12 protein-coding genes are annotated in these 17,173 nt (G+C 58.8%); 1 reads left to right on the forward strand and 11 read right to left on the reverse strand.

Annotated elements, in window-relative coordinates; all coding sequences use genetic code 11:
* The first annotated feature begins 189 nt into the window (after positions 1 to 189).
* Positions 190 to 1,521 (forward strand): amino-acid N-acetyltransferase, encoded by a 1,332-nt coding sequence (gene argA, locus HMPREF3178_RS22145; protein WP_004105227.1) that lies wholly within the window; start codon positions 190 to 192, stop codon positions 1,519 to 1,521.
* Between the two features lie 39 nt (positions 1,522 to 1,560).
* Here argA and recD read toward each other — a convergent pair whose 3' ends face one another.
* From recD to HMPREF3178_RS31435, 11 genes are all read right to left on the reverse strand, one after another.
* Entirely contained in the window at positions 1,561 to 3,396 is a 1,836-nt protein-coding gene (gene recD / locus HMPREF3178_RS22150; RefSeq protein WP_070585514.1) for an exodeoxyribonuclease V subunit alpha, read from the reverse strand.
* Entirely contained in the window at positions 3,393 to 6,938 is a 3,546-nt protein-coding gene (gene recB, locus HMPREF3178_RS22155) for an exodeoxyribonuclease V subunit beta (protein ID WP_070585515.1), read from the reverse strand. The genes recD and recB overlap by 4 nt, the downstream gene beginning before the upstream one ends.
* Positions 6,935 to 9,820, reverse strand: coding sequence for a pitrilysin (gene ptrA, locus HMPREF3178_RS22160; RefSeq protein WP_004105234.1), 2,886 nt, complete (start codon positions 9,818 to 9,820; stop codon positions 6,935 to 6,937). Before ptrA ends, recB begins: the two co-directional genes overlap by 4 nt.
* Positions 9,821 to 9,948: 128 nt before the next feature.
* A complete protein-coding gene (gene recC, locus HMPREF3178_RS22165; protein ID WP_049094256.1) occupies positions 9,949 to 13,323 on the reverse strand; it encodes an exodeoxyribonuclease V subunit gamma in 3,375 nt (1,124 codons plus the stop codon).
* 12 nt (positions 13,324 to 13,335) lie between these two features.
* Complete coding sequence (locus HMPREF3178_RS22170) at positions 13,336 to 13,659, reverse strand: prepilin-type N-terminal cleavage/methylation domain-containing protein (protein ID WP_024274652.1); 324 nt, start codon at positions 13,657 to 13,659, stop codon at positions 13,336 to 13,338.
* Positions 13,644 to 14,057: a DUF2509 family protein gene (locus HMPREF3178_RS22175; RefSeq protein WP_004105239.1), complete on the reverse strand. Its 414-nt coding sequence runs from the start codon at positions 14,055 to 14,057 to the stop codon at positions 13,644 to 13,646. Before HMPREF3178_RS22175 ends, HMPREF3178_RS22170 begins: the two co-directional genes overlap by 16 nt.
* Positions 14,054 to 14,617: a prepilin peptidase-dependent protein gene (locus HMPREF3178_RS22180; protein WP_004105241.1), complete on the reverse strand. Its 564-nt coding sequence runs from the start codon at positions 14,615 to 14,617 to the stop codon at positions 14,054 to 14,056. The genes HMPREF3178_RS22175 and HMPREF3178_RS22180 overlap by 4 nt, the downstream gene beginning before the upstream one ends.
* Positions 14,608 to 15,075 (reverse strand): prepilin peptidase-dependent protein, encoded by a 468-nt coding sequence (locus HMPREF3178_RS22185; RefSeq protein WP_016809903.1) that lies wholly within the window; start codon positions 15,073 to 15,075, stop codon positions 14,608 to 14,610. The genes HMPREF3178_RS22180 and HMPREF3178_RS22185 overlap by 10 nt, the downstream gene beginning before the upstream one ends.
* A gap of 220 nt (positions 15,076 to 15,295) precedes the next feature.
* Complete coding sequence (gene thyA, locus HMPREF3178_RS31100; protein WP_004105244.1) at positions 15,296 to 16,090, reverse strand: thymidylate synthase; 795 nt, start codon at positions 16,088 to 16,090, stop codon at positions 15,296 to 15,298.
* Positions 16,091 to 16,096: 6 nt separating this feature from the next.
* Entirely contained in the window at positions 16,097 to 16,972 is an 876-nt protein-coding gene (gene lgt, locus HMPREF3178_RS31105) for a prolipoprotein diacylglyceryl transferase (RefSeq protein ID WP_004115094.1), read from the reverse strand.
* Between the two features lie 19 nt (positions 16,973 to 16,991).
* On the reverse strand, positions 16,992 to 17,173 hold a 182-nt coding region (locus HMPREF3178_RS31435), incomplete at its 5' end, for a hypothetical protein (RefSeq protein WP_217494336.1).

The raw sequence follows: 17,173 nt of genomic DNA on the forward strand, positions 1-17,173 counted from the left end.
CAAACAGATTGACCAGAAACTTTAACGAAAGGCGCATAACCTGTCATCTATAAAAGGGTAAACAATCTTTGACACCCTGATTTGGCTCACACTGTTTTCTCGGTTGCGCGAGAAATTGGGGCTTGCGTTTGCCGGCAAAACAGAATAAAAATACATAAATTACGAATAATCATGCATTGAGGTTGTGTCATGGTGAAGGAACGTCGCACCGAACTGGTAGAGGGATTCCGCCATTCTGTCCCCTATATTAACGCCCATAGAGGTAAAACGTTTGTCATCATGCTGGGCGGGGAAGCCATCGAGCATGATAATTTCTCTAGCATAGTCAACGACATTGGCCTGCTTCACAGCCTGGGAATTCGTCTGGTAGTGGTCTATGGCGCCCGTCCACAGATCGACGCCAACCTGGCGGAGCACCGTCACGAACCGGTCTATCACAAACAAACCCGAGTGACTGACGCCAAAACGCTCGAGCTGGTTAAGCAGGCGGCGGGTATGCTGCAGCTGGAAATTACCGCTCGCCTGTCGATGAGCCTCAATAACACCCCTCTGCAGGGCGCCCACATCAACGTGGTCAGCGGCAATTTCATTATCGCGCAGCCGTTAGGCGTGGATGACGGAGTGGATTACTGTCACAGCGGGCGCATCAGGCGCATCGATGAAGAAGCCATTCACCGTCAGTTGGATAACGGCGCGATTGTGCTGATGGGCCCGGTTGCGGTGTCGGTCACCGGCGAAAGCTTTAACCTGACCTCCGAAGAGATTGCAACCCAGCTAGCGATTAAGCTCAAAGCCGAAAAGATGATTGGCTTCTGCTCGTCACAGGGGGTCTACAACCAGGATGGCGAGATCGTCCCCGAGCTATTCCCTAACGAAGCCCAGGCGCGGGTTGAAGAGATGGAAGCGGACGAAGACTACAGCTCCGGTACCGTGCGCTTCCTGCGCGGCGCGGTAAAAGCCTGCCGCAGCGGCGTGCGCCGCTGCCACCTGATTAGCTATCAGGAAAACGGCACTCTGCTGCAGGAGCTGTTCTCACGCGACGGTATCGGCACTCAGATAGTGATGGAGAGCGCCGAGCAGATCCGCCGCGCCACCATTAACGACATCGGCGGCATCCTTGAGCTGATAAGCCCGCTGGAGCAGCAGGGCATTCTGGTCAGGCGTTCTCGCGAACAGCTGGAGATGGAAATCGATAAGTTCACCATTATTCAGCGCGACAACACCACCATCGCCTGCGCCGCGCTCTATCCTTTCCCGGAAGAGAAGATCGGCGAAATGGCCTGCGTGGCGGTGCATCCGGACTACCGCAGCTCATCGCGCGGCGAAGTGCTGCTCGAACGAATTGCCGCGCAGGCGAAGCAAATGGGCCTCAGCAAACTGTTTGTTCTGACAACCCGCAGCATTCACTGGTTCCAGGAGCGCGGATTTACGCCGGTAGACGTTGACCTGCTGCCGGAGAGCAAAAAAGAGATGTACAACTACCAGCGCCGCTCCAAGGTGTTGATGGCAGACCTGGCCTGATTATCTCCCCGGAAAGCGCATGGCTGACCGGGGAAAACATCACTGAGCGGAAAAAATATCCGCCAGGCCGCTGCGTCGTTCGGTACGCGCGACAACCGCCTGGGTCAGTACCTGCTCATCGGCATAGATCGACAGCTGCCGTTTCGCGCGAGTTATAGCGGTATAAACCAGCTCGCGGGTCACCAGCGGCACGCTGCGCGAAGGCAGGATCAGCGCCGCGTGATCGAACTCCGACCCCTGCGATTTATGCACCGTCATCGCCCAGGCGGTATCATGCTCCGGCAGACGACTTGGCTGTACCGACTTGATGCTGCCATCAGGCATCGGGAACCAGACGCGCAGGCCATCACCTCTTTCCAGCGCGATACCGATATCGCCGTTAAACAGCCCCAGCGCGCTGTCGTTGCGCGAGATCATCACCGGCCGACCTTCATACCAGCGCGAATGGCGCGGTAACGTAATCGCCCGCTTGCGGTTGAGCATCTGCTCCAGCTGTTCATTAACTCCGCTGACGCCATACGGACCCTCGCGCAGCGCGCACAGCAGCTGGAATTCGCCAAAAGCGGCGATCATCTCTTCGGGCTCTGCCCGAGCGCGCAGCAGCTGCAGGAAGCGGCCGTAGCCCGCCTGCGCCTGATTCAGCATCGCTTCATACTCTTCGGTGGCGCTCAGCGGATACAGAGCGATATCGTCAAATGACTGGCGCAGCGTTGCGCGTACCGCGCTGCGATCGCCGCTGTTCACCGCCCAGGCCAGCTGGCCGATACCGGAATGGCGACCGAAACGGTAGCTTTTCTGCAGCAGGCACAGGCTATCGCGGAGCGAACCGGCCATATTACCCTCGCCTGCCGGAACCGGCTGGCCGGTTAACCGGGCGAGCTGCGTCGCCCGCTCCGGGGTATAGCCTGCATTAACCCACGCGCAGATATCGCCGAGCACGGCCCCGGCCTCGACCGAAGCCAGCTGATCGCGGTCGCCAAGGAAAATCACCCTTCCGTGCTCAGGCAGCGCATCGATCAGGCGCGACATCATCGGCAGGTCAATCATTGAGGCTTCATCGACCACCAGCACATCAAGATGCAGCGGGTTTCCGCTGTGATAGCGCATCCGCTGGCTTCCCGGCTGCGCGCCCAGCAGGCGATGGAGGGTACTGGCTTCGGTGGGCACCAGCGCCTTTTGTTCGTCGGTGAGAGGAAGACGGCGCAGCGCAGCGCCAAGGGACTCGGTCAGGCGCGCCGCGGCTTTACCGGTCGGCGCAGCCAGGCGAATACGGCAGCGCGGGCTGGAGAAGGTCTGGATCAGCGCGGCCAGGAGTTTAGCGACGGTCGTGGTTTTACCTGTGCCCGGTCCGCCGGAAATTACCGAAATCCGCCGGGTCAGGGCGACAGCAGCCGCCACTTTTTGCCAGTCAGTTTCCTCTGCGGGCGGAAACAGCGCGTCGAGCGTCGCTGCCAGCCGGGCTTCATCCACCTCCAGCACCTGATTGGCTTCATTGAAAAAGCGCGCGACGGTTAATTCGTTGCGCCACATGCGGTTAAGGTAAAGCCGATCGCCGCAGAGAATCATCGGCGCTGGCCGCTCTCCGCAGCTGACGGCCTCGGAATCATTGAGCAGCGGCAGCCAGCCGTCCGGCGCGCCGGTCAGTTCAAGAATTCGCTCGCTCAGGCCACCTGCTTTAGCCTTCAACAGTTCATCATCGACAAGACGCGAAATCGGCAGACAGACGTGCCCTTCACCAGCATCGCGACTGAGGATCGCCGCGACCAGCTTCACCGCCGGATGCGCTTCTTGCGCCACCATTAGCGCAAACTGAACGTCCAGCGGGCGCAGCAGTCGCTGCTCAACCGCCTGCAGCAATAGTTCATCCAGGTTCATAGCGCCACCTCCTGAGTTTCTCCAGCAAACAGCGCATCAAGGCCGTCAATCAGCGGTCGCGCCGGACGGGTGGTAAAAATACCCTGCCCGCCGTCCTGTCCATCCATACCGCGTAAAAAGAGATAAATGACGCCGCCAAAGTGGCGTTCGTAATCATAATCGGCAATACGGTGGCGCAGATAACGGTGCAGCGCCAGGCTGTAGAGCTGATACTGCAAATCGTAACGATGGGTGCGCATAGCCTGCATCATCGCTTCCTGGGTATAGGCCTCGCGATCTTTCCCCAGCCAGTTGGATTTGTAATCCAGCAGGTAATAACGGCCGTTATGGCGAAATACCAGGTCAATAAAGCCTTTCAGCATACCGCGCACCTGGCGGAAATCGAGCATGGGGGTATCGACGGAGAGCGGATCGTACTGACGAATCAGCGCATCCAGGCGCAGCGGATCCAGAGGCTGCTCGATGGGCAGATAAAAAGCCATCTCCACCTGTTTATCACGCTCGCTAAGCTGATTCAGCGCGATCTCCGCGCCAGGGAGACGGGTACGCAGCACGCTGTCGAGCCATTCGGTCAGTACTGGGGCCCATTTCTCCTCGAAGCCGCTAAGCTGGAGCTTTTCCGCCATCCAGTCGGCTAGGACCGGCTGGGTGAAATCAATATCTTCAAACAGGCTGTGCAGAAACGTGCCTGGCGATGCTCCGCGCGGGAAGTGGTGCGGCGTAAGCTGCGGTTCTTCCGCCACATCGCCGACGCCTGCGGCATCGATATCCAGACGCGGTAAAAGGTCCTGCGCCGCGCTGTGTCCGTTTTGCTGCAGGCCGGAGTAGCTGGTGACGCGCCAGTCATCGCTCACCGAACGCTCAAGCAGACGCGCGGAGAGCGGCGGCAGCGCCGACTGTGGAGCCTGCCAGGGCGTCTGCGTCGTCGTCGCGGGGAGCTGCAGGGCGATATCCCCGCTGCAAAACGCCTGCAGTCGCGCCGTTAGCCCTGCGGCGTCCATCGCTTCCCCGCCCTGCAGCAGCCGCCCCAGCGCGCTGTGGTGAAAATCGCTGGCGCCGGGCTTGTCGCTGCGGCGGGGGCTAAGCGGCGCAACGCCCAGGCTGCAGTGCCAGACCGCCCGGGTCAGCGCAACGTACAGCAGACGTAAGTCTTCGGCCAGACGTTCGGCCTCAGCCAGCTCCATGCTGCCCTCATCCTGGCCCAGATCGAGCACGGCGGCAAAGGAGGTTCTGTCGTGATAAAACGCCTGATCCTGTTTGCGAAAACGCGCGATAAACGGCAGCCAGACCAGCGGATACTCCAGCCCTTTCGATTTATGGATGGTGACGATCTGCACCAGATGCTTGTCGCTTTCCAGGCGCATCTGCTGGCTGGAGGCGTTGCTATCCGGCTCGGCGATATGCTGCGCCAGCCAGCGCACCAGCGCATGTTCGCTCTCCAGCTGGTTCGCCGCCTCCTGAAGCAGCTCACTGATATGCAGGATATCGGTCAGGCGCCGCTCGCCGCCGTTGGTCGCCAGCAGGTTTTCTGCAATGCGCCGCGCGGTCATCAGCGCGCGCAGCATCGGCATAACGCCGCGCTGCCGCCAGACTTGCCGGTAGCCGCTAAACTCTTCTACCAGCTCATCCCACGCCCGTTCGTTCTGGTTGAGGTTTTCGATATCCTGCGCGTTAAGACCGAACATTGAGGTCGCCAGCGCGCTGCGCAGGGTATTCTCGCGCTCGGGGGCCAGCACCGCCTGCAGCAGCCACAGCAGCTCCTGCGCCTCCGGCGTTTCAAACACGCTATCGCGGTTGGAGAGATAGACGGAAGGTATCGACAGCAGCTGGAGGGCATCGCGAATTAACGACGCCTCCTGACGATTGCGCACCAGCACCGTGATGTCTGAAGCCCGCACGGGTTCAGCTTTTTCACCGCGCCACAGCAGCGCCTTGCCCTGCTGGCCCGCGCTTAGCCAGTCACGAATTTGCGCCGCGCACAGCTGGGCCATAAACGTCTGATAATCCCCTGCGCCCACGGCCTCGCCCGGCATCAGCCAGATATTCATCGCCGGAACCGCCGTATCATCAACGGTAAAGCGCAGCCCCTGATTTTTCTCGGCCGATTTCACCGGCAGAAACGGGATTTCGCGAAACATAAAAGGGTTATCGCTGAGGCTAAACAGGCGATTGACGCTGTCAACCATCCCCGGGGCGGAGCGCCAGTTGGTATCGAGCGTATAGTGAGCGGTGACGTCTCCACGCGCTTTCATGTAGGTAAAGATATCCGCGCCGCGGAAGGCGTAAATAGCCTGTTTAGGGTCGCCAATCAGCAGCAGCGCGGTATCCGCCTGGCGCCGCCAGATGCGGCGAAAGATTCGGTACTGCTGCGGGTCGGTATCCTGAAACTCATCGATCATCGCCACCGGGAAGCGCTGACGAATCGCGCTGGCCAGCGCTTCTCCGCTCTCTCCGCGCAGGGCGTCATCCAGGCGGCTAAGCATATCGTCAAATCCCAGCTCGCCGCGGCGGCGTTTTTCCCGCGCGACCGCCTCGCGGATTTCAACCATCGCCCTGGCGATCACCAGATCGGTCAGGGTTAACGGTGTCGCCAGCAGCGCTTCTATCGCGCTGAACAGCGGGTGTATCGGCGGTGCGCCGTCCGCTTTGGTGCGCTCAAGCAAGAAGGGCTGAGAAAACTTTTCCAGCGCATCCGGCAGCTGGTAGCTCAAAGTCTCTTCCTGGGCCCAGGCGGTCACTTTTTCCAGCCATTTGCCCTGATTGCCGCGATTGAACTTGCGCCGGTCGAGACCGGAGGTTTCCAGTACCGCCTCAATCTCGCTCGCCTGTTCCAGCCACTGCTGTTTGAGCGCGTTAATGCGTTCAATAATTTGCTGGTGGCGTTCGGCCAGCGTTTCTTCAGCAGGGGGCGGAGATTTTAGCTGCGGCGCCTCTCCTTGCAGCCAGCGGTCGATGGATTTCAACAGGTCGCGCGGCCCTTTCCACGCCTCGTGGATAACCGCAGCAATTTCGCGCGGCAGCGGGTAGCAGTGGCGACGCCAGAAGTCGGCGCAGGCCTGATAGCGCAGGCGGGATTCATCTTCAATCAGCTGCAGTTCGAACAGCATGCCGGACTCAAAGGCGTTAAGGCTCAGCATCCGCTGGCAGAACCCGTGAATGGTAAATACCGCTGCTTCATCCATCTGGCGTTCGGCCAGCAGCAGCGTTTGCGCCGCCTGGGCTTTATCGGCAATTTCCGCCAGCAGCCCGGCATAAAGAGGATTGTCGGTGCTTTCGCGCAGGCAGGCGATCCGCAGCTCGTGGATATTGCTGCGGATACGTCCGCGCAGCTCTTCGGTCGCCGCTTCGGTAAAGGTCACCACCAGCAGCTCTTCCACGCTGATCTGCCGGGGGAAAGCGGATTCACCACCCAGCCCCAGCAACAGCCGCAGATAGAGCGCGGCGATGGTAAACGTTTTTCCGGTGCCCGCAGAGGCTTCTATCAGGCGCTCGCCCGTCAGGGGCAAGCGCAGTGGGTCAAGAGACTCGGCGGTGTCGGTCATTCATTCTCTCGCATCAGGGGTAAGGATTTCTGCAACGCGCTGACGTTCTCCCAGACTTTGCCATCCTGCGGATGCGCGTATTCCGCCTTGCCATTCTGGCTACCGGAAACCTGGGAGAGAATTGCCATGCCCTGCGGATCCACCACCGTCTGATGGAAGAAGTCGGCAAGCTTTTGCGGCGTCAGCAGTTTAATCTGAGCCACTACTTTATCACGTGAATCGAAGCGCATATTACCGCGATCGAAATCTTTGCTCAGCTTCGATGCTTCATCGCCCAGCGTTTGCGGCGCCTCCAGCATCTGACTGATGACCGTCTGCTGAATCTGCGCAAACTCTTCCGGCTTCATCGCCCGCAGTTTGGCTTCCGCCGTGGGGAAGAAGGCCTGGAAGCGCTGCCAGAGGAAAGCCGGCTGCTTATCGTTGCTTTGCAGCAGGAAGCCCATTCCCCACTGGCGGCCCACGTTCATCGAGAAGGCGAAGACCGCGTATCCCAGCTGCTCTTCCGTACGCAGCTGGTTGTAGAACCACGGCTGGACGATCTGCCCGAGAAGCGAGCTGGCAGCTGAGCTGGCGTATTCGTCCAGGTTCGGCGGCGCGAAGACAGCGGCAAGGGCGGAGTCGGTGCTGTTACCCGCTTTCTCAAAAATCGCCAGCTGCTTGCGATCAACCAGTACGTCTTTGTTGCGGCACCATTCGTTGCCGTCCGCCCCCAGCTGTTTTTGGATCTGGCGGGCCATCGCCGTTGACCGTTCGGCGGTAAGGTTACCGATGACCAGCAGCTCCGGTCGCCCTTTCGCCTTGAGGTTATCGCGATACTCCAGCACCTCTTTCAGCGTAATCGACGGCAGCAGCGCCCGGCGATCTTCACGCTGAAAGTACGGCACCTGTGAAACCATCTGAATCGGCATGATCGCCTGATCGTAGGCTTTGCCTTTGTCCGCCGAATCCATCATCTGCGCGTACCAGGATTTGGCCTGCTCCAGCTGCTCTTCGGTTGGCGTATAGCTAAAGTAACCGTCCAGCAGGGCGTTAAACAGCTCTGGCAGATGCTGCGTATAGCCGTTGGCGTTAACCATCAGCCCGTTATTTGCACCGGTAGAGAAGCTGATGCCCCCAACCGCAGCCTGGTTGCTGAGCTGATCGAGCGCGATACCCGCCAGATAATCATTGAGGGCAAACATCACCTGACGGCGGGCGCTGTCCATCGCCTGCGGGTTACGCAGCACCAGCGATATATCCGCTTTTGGTTCGCTGGCGAAGTACTGACTCGGCGCGTAGATCACCCGCAGCGTCGGTTCATCGACAATCAGCTGCGGATGAGGGTAAGCCTTATCGCTTTTGATTAAGCTAAAATCGTCCGGAATATAGGGGTTCAGCACCGGCAGCCTGAGATCGATAGCACTGGATTTCTGCTGCCAGTCGGCGAAGGTTTGCTCGCTGATTTTATCCACCTGATAGGGCGCATTGACGAAGTAGGCCGTCTTATTATGCGGTTCTTGCGGGCTGATGTACCAGATACGGGCATTTTGCGGCGTCATCATCGCCAGACGGTCTTTGATCGCCTGCGGATCGTAGCGATCGGCGATGTTAACTACGTCCAGGGTATGTTCGACCGGCACGCGGATCATGGTGTCCGCCAGCCATTCGACGTAATCCATATTGCGGTTGATGGACGGGTAGCGGAAGTCGAGCGCCAGCACGTGGGCCAGTTCATCAAAATAGCGTTTATCAATTCCCTGGCTACGCAGTAGATTGAGGTAGCTGAAGATGGCCGCGGTCACTTCATCGCGGTGCGCCAGGCCTTTGTCCGTCAGAGTAGCAGAAATAGCCAGCACCCCGCTGTTGCCGTTGACAACCGGGTCGGAGTCCGCGCGAATACCCTCAGCCAGCCCCTGCTTTTGCAGCCAATCAGAGAGCGTGCCGGGGCTGCGATTACCGATCATATAGGTCACCAGCTCGTCGGTTTTGCTGCGGAACTGGTCGCTATTGTTATCAATGCGGAACTCCACGCGCAGGACTTTACGCGGCATCGCCGGGACATAGTGAATGATGATGCCCTTCTGCGCATCGGTCACCACCGGGACGGTTATTTCCGGTTTGCTGATATCGTGGTTCGGCACGCGACCGTAGGTGGCCGCCGCGATACTTGCCAGCTCCGGCAGAGGCTTGTTGCTGTAGATCACCGCCTTCATCAGGTTGGCGGAATACCAGCTATCGCGAAAGGCGTGCAGGGCATCAAGCACCGGCTTGCCGGGCTTGTCGCTCAGCGTTTCAAGGTTACCGCCGGAAAACTGCGAGCCGGGGTGCGCCGGGTTAATGGTTTCTGCGCTGACCTGCGCCATCCGCATCCCGTCGCGGCTGCGCGCCATCGTCAGCTCGGCGTTGACCGCATTACGCTCGCGGTCGGCATATTTTTTATCCAGCAGCGGAGCGGCGATGGCGTCGGCCAGGCGATCGACCGCGCCGTCCAGAGCATCGTTTTCTACTTCAAGATAGAAGGCAGTGCGGTACGGAGCGGTACTGGCGTTATGGCTGCCGCCGTGCATTTTGAGATATTCGGCGAGGCTATCCGGCTGCGGGTACTTTTTCGACCCCATCAGCGTCATATGCTCCAGGAAGTGGGCCAGTCCCTGATGCTCAGCGGGGTCCTGCAGCGACCCCACGGGAACGACCAGCGCCGACAGCGATTTTACCGCCTGGGGATCGGAAACCAGCAGCACCACCATGCCGTTATCGAGGCGGATCGCCTGATATTGACGGGTATCTTTGTCGCTTTTACGGATGGTTTCCTGAATCGGTTGCCATCCGGTGTCTGCCTGACTTAACGGCGCCCAGAGGGCGGCCAGTAAAACAATAACCTTGAACCATAAACTGCGGGGCATTCACGGACCTCATCATTAACAAACCTGGCGCTGCACGCTATGCAGCCTTTATAAAACATCAGTCCGTGATTGGTTGCGCATCATAAATGAAGTGCCATCTATTGCGCAATTTTTATACTATTACAATGTTATTCGGACTGATGAAAACGAAACACCGGTAGCAAATAACGCTGCGTTTGCGTAAGGATCTCTTCATAGTATTCCGGCTCCAGGGTGCGCCACAGGCGCTGATACCAGACGTCGGCACCTTCGCCTCTGACCACCATGTTCCCTTCATAAGCCTGAAGAAATTTACTGCGCGCTTTTTGCTGCGTCTCTTCGTCCATTAACATGACATTCTTTTCGGCGTCATAACAGACTTTTAGCCATGCGCCGCCGCTTTCCGGCAGCAACAGCAGCGGTTTTGACATTCCCTGTAGGTAACCGTCAACGAGCTCATTCAGGTATTCCTGGGCCTGTTCCTGCGCCAGCGGGGGAAAGCGCCACTCGCCTTCTTTGCGCACAAACAGCCGACTTTCGCCGCGACCGCCGCTAGCACAATAGACAAGATGCTCCAGCCAAAGTTGCATTCCCTGCGCCACGCTTAATAACGATGGCCGCCAGCGCAGCAAACCGTCGGATTGTACCTGCTGTAGCCAGCCAGTAATGTTGACTCCGTTACATTGCAGATCGATTTCCATGCTCTGCCCCGGTTGACGGCAGGCTATCACCCGCTCTGCCAGGTTCTGCATCTCCTGACGCTGCGTTTCCCAGGCCAGTTCGCCGAATGCGCCATAGGGTAGCTCCCCGGCGGCACGAAAACGGCGATACATTGCCGAGGCGTCCTGCTGCTCAATCAGCGTATTAAGCAACTGCTGGTTCAGCTGATAGCGACTCAGCCCTTCGAGGGTAAAAGGTTCATCGTCAGGGATCTCGCTCTCTTCCGAGCGGAAATTCACCCGCAGCCGCTGCTGAAAGAAGGCGCGTACCGGATGCTGCCAGAAGCGCAGCAGCTGTTCCAGAGGCAGGTGATCGAGTTCAGGGACCGGTAGCGGCTGGATAAACTCACCGTGGGCTTCCCCCTGCTGGCTGGCAGCCGCCAGCCATTCCCGGGCATAGCTTTGATCTTCGTTCGCCAGAAAATTCGCGGCATCAAAAGGCATGCGGGTATGCAGATGAGTAATATGTTCTTTAACGCGACGCTCGCTGGCATCGCAATCCAGATCTTCGTCTCCTTCCAGGCAGTGGCTCTGACCGATATAGTCCGCCAGCTCCTGAACCAGAACCGAGGGATAGCGTTCGCTGTTATCCTGAATAGAACGGCCGATATAGCTGATATAGAGTTTCTGCTCGGCGGACATCAGGGCTTCAAGGAACAGATAGCGGTCGTCATCGCGACGGCTACGGTCGCCGCGCTGCGGCTTCTGACTCATCAGGTCAAAGCCCAGCGGCGCAAGCGTGCGCGGATAAACACCGTCGTTCATCCCCAGCAGGCAGACCACCTTGAAAGGAATCGAACGCATCGGCATCAGGGTGCAAATATTAACCGGCCCGGCGAGAAAGCGCTGGCTGATACGCTGCTGATCGAGGCGCAGGGACAGCTCATCGCGCAGCAAGGAGAGCGGTACCGTTTCGCCATACTGGGCGTCGACGCCGCCGTCAATCACCGCCTGCCACTGCTGTTCTATCAGCGCGAGGGCGGCTTCCGTTTCGCTATCCGGGAGGAAAAAGTCGTTCAGCAGATCGCGGCATACCGGTAGCCACTCGGCCAGTGGCCGCTCCTGGGCCAGCCCGCGACGCCAGAGATTAAGCTGCATCAGCAGCGATGCCAGGTTGCCCACCAGCTCGGCAATCAGCCCGCTCGACTCATCATAAGGCAGCACCGAGCGCCACTCACCCTCGCTGCTGTCCATGGCATAGCCCAATAACATGCGCGTCAGGCCAAAGCGCCAGGTATGCTGGCCGGTTGCCGGGAGGTCGAGTTCACGCACGTTGTCATCATCCATCCCCCAGCGTACGCCGGATTCGTTCACCCACTGTCGCAGGTAGCGCAGCCCCTCTTCGTCAATGTTAAAGCGCGCCGCCAGCACCGGCACGTCAAGCAGCGCCAGCACATCTTCGCTGGCAAAGCGGCTATCGGGCAGCGAAAGGAGCGTGAGAAAGGCCTGCAGTGCCGGATGCGATTCACGGGCGCGTCGATCGGAAATCGCCCACGGCAGCCAGCGTTCGCCGCTGGCGCTGCCGAAAACCGCCTGAATATACGGGCTATAGCTATCGATATCCGCCACCATGACGATAATATCGCGCGGCGTGAGCTCGGGATTCTCTTCGAGCATCGCCAGCAGCCGATCGTGCAGCACCTCAACTTCTCGCTGTGGGCTATGACAAACATGAATCGTCAGGCTGCGATCGTCCGCTGCCAATGGCCGCTTGCTGCCGCTATTGGCAAACTCTTCGGCGCTGCGCCCGGCCACGGCTTCATTGCGCAGTTCGAGAATGTCCGCCTGAAGATTATGCAGCAGGTTATCCGGCACAATATCGACAAAAGCGTCCAGCTCTTCATAGCGTTCAAGACCCGCCAGCAGGTAGATATAGTCGCGCCCCAGCTTACCCCAGGAGGCCAGTAGCGGGTTGCCGACATCCTGCTCACCGGCGTCGTTGAACAGCCCCGGCGCCTGTTCCGCATCGCGGAACAGTGGCAGCTCTCGCGCCGTTTCGCGGTGGTGGCGCCGCTGGCGGGACAGCAGTTTGGCCAGAAATGCCGGATCTTTGATGTCGCCCCAATAGTAGCGGCACGGGTTAGTGAAGAGGACATATACATCAACATGTTTACCCAGCGCCTGGAGCGCCTGCAGATACACCGGCGGCAGCGCCGATATTCCGCAAATAAAGACCCGCGATGGCAGCCCGGCGGGCGGCTGTTCGGCGTCTTCAAGCGCGCTGATAAAACGTTGGTACAAGTTGGCGCGATGCCACAGCGGCTGGCCCAGCTCAGCGGTATATTCCACCAGCGCTTTCCACAGCGGCGCCTGCCACTCCTGCGCCTCTCCCAGCCCGTCAACGCGCTGGTCAGCCTCCCAGCGCATCAGCCACTCCGGGCGATAAACCAGATACTGGTCGTAGAGATCCGCCACTCTGGCGGCCAGCTGAAACAGTTTACGCTTGTCGCTATCGTCATGCAGGTAGTGGCGCAGTAGCGTAAAAGATTCATCATTAAGCCGCTCTGGTAACAGAGTCATAAGTTTCCAGCTCATGTTTTGCTTGCTGAACGCGCTTTCTCCGGGAATATCTTTCAGCACCCGCACGAACATGTCCCAGATAAAACTGGCGGGTAGCGGGAACTCAATGTTGGCCGCAATCCCGAAGCGCTTCGCCAGCGTCATCTGCAGCCACTGCGCCATCCCGGTACTCTGCACCAGCACCATTTCCGGCATAAAAGGGTCATCCAGCCGCTGGCGCTCGACGATAAACTCCATCAAGGCTTCAAGCACATCCAGACGGTTTGAGTGGTACACCCTTAACATATTCGCTCCTGGCTACTGACTGACCGGGCAATGGAGCCGGGTCATCTGCGCCCGCCTGGCTGCGGGCATCGTGATCGTTACCGTGATGCTGACACATCTTTGCATCGATGTCTGCATACGGGATATCTGGTGGCCCCCGGCAATCGCCGGAGGGCTAAGCTGACCAAATCGCCACGCATCGCGCCACAGCTGACGGTACTGGGTGAGCTGTATAGAACTGCTGGCCAGCCCGCGTTGATAGCCCGCCAGCGCGGTAACGGTGACGATCAGCAAGACTAAAGCCAGGAGCGTTTCCGGTAGGCTAAACCCTCTCTGCCGGCTCAGGGCATCTGGCATAGGCTCGTCTCCTTTAACGGGCAAAAATCGCTCCAGCCGTGTGGTGAAAAATGGACGCGGTTTTGTTCCACAGCGCCCGACTGCCACAGCAGCATTCTGCCACCGCCGCTGCTGCCAATGAGCAATACCGAGGCGTCGCTAAAGATCCTCAGACAGGCGCGCCAGTCGAGTGCAGCCTTCTGCTGGCAGCTAACCGCTTCTTGCAACGGCCAGGTCAGCGTTTTTCCCCACTGCAGCGCGGAATGCGCATCAGCAGCGTCGCGAAGCGCCCGCGTTTCGCTGGCCGTCTGCGCTAACAGCGAACGCTGCTGCTGGTGCAGCCCCTGGAGTAACAGTGTGCCAAGCGCTAAAAGCAGTAGCACCATCAGCAGCGAAGAGAGCCCGCGCTGGCGATTCACAGGTTATACCCCGTTACGCCATATTCCGCTCGCGCGCGGATTTGCGGGTCGGCAACGGAATGCGCCGCCAGCGTTATCGACAACTCAGGCGAAAAATCCGTTTTATTCTGCCGGGTAACCTGAAAAACGGTGACCTGAATCGCCGCTGGATTGGTCATTTTCTCCCAGCCCTTGCCGCTACACTCCTCCGCCCCTCTCAGGGTTTCCAGCGCCCCGTCGCGCAGGCGAAATCCGGTAGTATCAGATTCTGATGACGGAGAGCGATTCCAGACGCCATCGCTGTTGCCATCCCAACGAACAAGCAGGCAATCGCCGCTCTCTGCGATATACAGCGGTTGCCCGCTACAGCGGCCACGGCAATAACCTGCGCGCTGCAGATGCTTCGCTACGGTGTAGATTCGCTGCCATAGTTCATTTTCCAGCGCCTGCTGCCGGGTCTGGCGAAGCGCGGCCCACTGCAGCGCCGGGAGAAAACGCGCGCTGCCGAGCAATAGCACGGAGCTAATAGCCATCGCGATCAGCGTTTCCGGCAGCGAAAAACCGCGACGTTTTACAGACATGATGCCGTCTCCTCGCCGCGGCACAGGCGGATTCGACCCCAGTTGGAAACGATAATATTCCAGCCGCCCGCCGCGCTTTGCAGGCGGATATGTCCCGCCCAGGCGGTATTTCGCAGGCCGTAAAATCCTAGCCCCGGCGTCATCGCGCTGAGCGAAACCTCCGGCCATAGCGGCTGCAGCGTGAAAGCGTTGCTGACGCTACAGTCGTTCGTCGCTCCGCTGACGCTCAGGCACCAGCCCTCCGCGCTTCGGTCGACGCTTAATACCCTGTCGCGGTTGTGCCAGTTGGCGTCATCGCGTAGCAGCACCAGATAATCGCGAACCTGGCAGGCGGTTTGCCACAGACGCTGCTGCTGTTGCCAGCTCTGCCAGCCATAAAGTCCGCTGGCGCCAAGAATGACGACGACGACCATGGTGACCAGGGTTTCAATCAGGGTATAGCCATGTTCTCTGTTCATGGGCCGAGTATGCGTAGCATTGAGGCTTTATACGAACGGGAAAATGGCGCTTTGCGTCGCGCCTCGGAGAGTATTCAAGGCGTTGCAACGGATTACAAAAGTACAGGAAATCTGCTCGCAAAAAATCCGTACGACCAGCGGCTTACAGCCGCGGCTCGGCCGGGCTGGCGCATAAAAAAACCGGCGCTCGCAGGCGCCGGTTTTCATCATGACTTCGGGGTTAAATCGCGACCGGTGCTTTTATCCCCGGATGCGGGTCGTAGCCTTCGATTTCGAAATCTTCAAAACGGTAGTCGAAAATCGACGCTGGCTTGCGTTTGATCACCAGCTTCGGCAGCGCCCGCGGTTCGCGGCTTAGCTGCAGGTGCGTCTGCTCCATGTGGTTGCTGTACAGGTGCGTGTCGCCGCCGGTCCAGACAAAATCGCCCACTTCGAGGTCGCACTGCTGGGCTACCATATGCACCAGCAGCGCGTAGCTGGCGATATTGAACGGCAGGCCGAGGAACACGTCGCAAGAGCGCTGATAGAGCTGGCAGGAGAGCTTGCCGTCGGCGACATAGAACTGGAAGAACGCATGGCACGGCGCCAGCGCCATTTTGTTCAGTTCGCCGACGTTCCAGGCCGAGACGATAATCCGACGAGAGTCCGGATCGTTTTTCAGCTGTTCCATCACCGTGCTAATCTGGTCGATGTGACGGCCGTCCGGCGCGGGCCAGGAACGCCACTGCTTGCCATAAACCGGACCCAGGTCGCCGTTTTCATCCGCCCATTCATCCCAGATAGTGACGTTGTTTTCGTGCAGATACGCGACGTTGGTGTCACCCTTCAGGAACCACAGCAGTTCATGGATGATGGAGCGTAAATGACAGCGCTTGGTCGTCACCAACGGGAATCCTTCCTGCAGGTTAAAACGCATCTGGTGGCCGAAAATAGAGACGGTGCCGGTACCGGTGCGGTCATTTTTTTGCGTGCCCTCGTCGAGCACTTTCTGCATCAAATCAAGATACTGTTTCATGGTTCCTCAAGAATTTTGTTGCTGCGGACGAGAACGGTACGCCCAGACCATCATTATGATACCCGCAAGCACCATCGGAATCGAAAGAATCTGCCCCATGCTGATGTACTGTACCCAGCCGCCGGTAAACTGCGCATCAGGCTGGCGGAAGAATTCCACGATGATGCGGAACAAGCCATAGCCGATAAGGAACAGCCCGGAAACCGAACCGGCCGGACGCGGCTTACGGATAAAGAGGTTCAGGATCAGGAACAGCACCACACCTTCCAGCGCCAGTTCATAGAGCTGCGAAGCATGACGCGGCAGCGCGCCGTAGGTATCGAACAGCGATTGCCACTCCGGATGCGATGGCAGCAGCGCCAGATCTTCCGCCCGAGAGCCGGGGAAAATCATGCTGTAGTGGAAGTTCGGATCGACGCGCCCCCACAGTTCACCGTTGATAAAGTTACCCAGACGCCCGGCGCCGAGGCCAAACGGAATCAGCGGCGCAATGAAGTCAGAAACCTGGAAGAAGGTACGCTTGGTGCGTTTGGCGAAAATGATCATCACCAGAATCACGCCGATCAGGCCGCCGTGGAAGGACATACCGCCGTCCCAGACGCGGAACAGATAGAGCGGATCGTCGAGGAACACCGGCAGGTTGTAGAAGAAGACATAGCCAAGACGCCCGCCGAGGAAAACCCCAAGGAATCCGGCGTACAGCAGGTTTTCAACTTCGTTTTTTGTCCAACCGCTGCCTGGACGATTGGCCCGACGGGTGGCCAACCACATCGCAAAAACAAACCCAACCAGGTACATCAGGCCGTACCAGTGGAGGGAGACCGGTCCAATGGAAAAAATTACCGGATCAAACTCCGGAAAATGCAGGTAGCCACTATTCATCTGTCACCATAAAGACTTGTTATTCCGCCGAAAGTGGACAGCGGGGATCGTTCACGCGCGTCAGAAACGGGCGCTCCAAAGGCTGCGAATGATAGCATAAGCGCCAGGGGCGATCCCCGTTGGACATGTAAAAGATATGTATACGAATGCGAATTCGCGGCTGAGCATTCCCGGAGGCGGCGCGCTGCGCCTGTCCGGGCT

It is taken from the genome of Klebsiella sp. HMSC09D12 (assembly GCF_001808475.1).
GTDB classification, from domain to species: domain Bacteria; phylum Pseudomonadota; class Gammaproteobacteria; order Enterobacterales; family Enterobacteriaceae; genus Klebsiella; species Klebsiella oxytoca.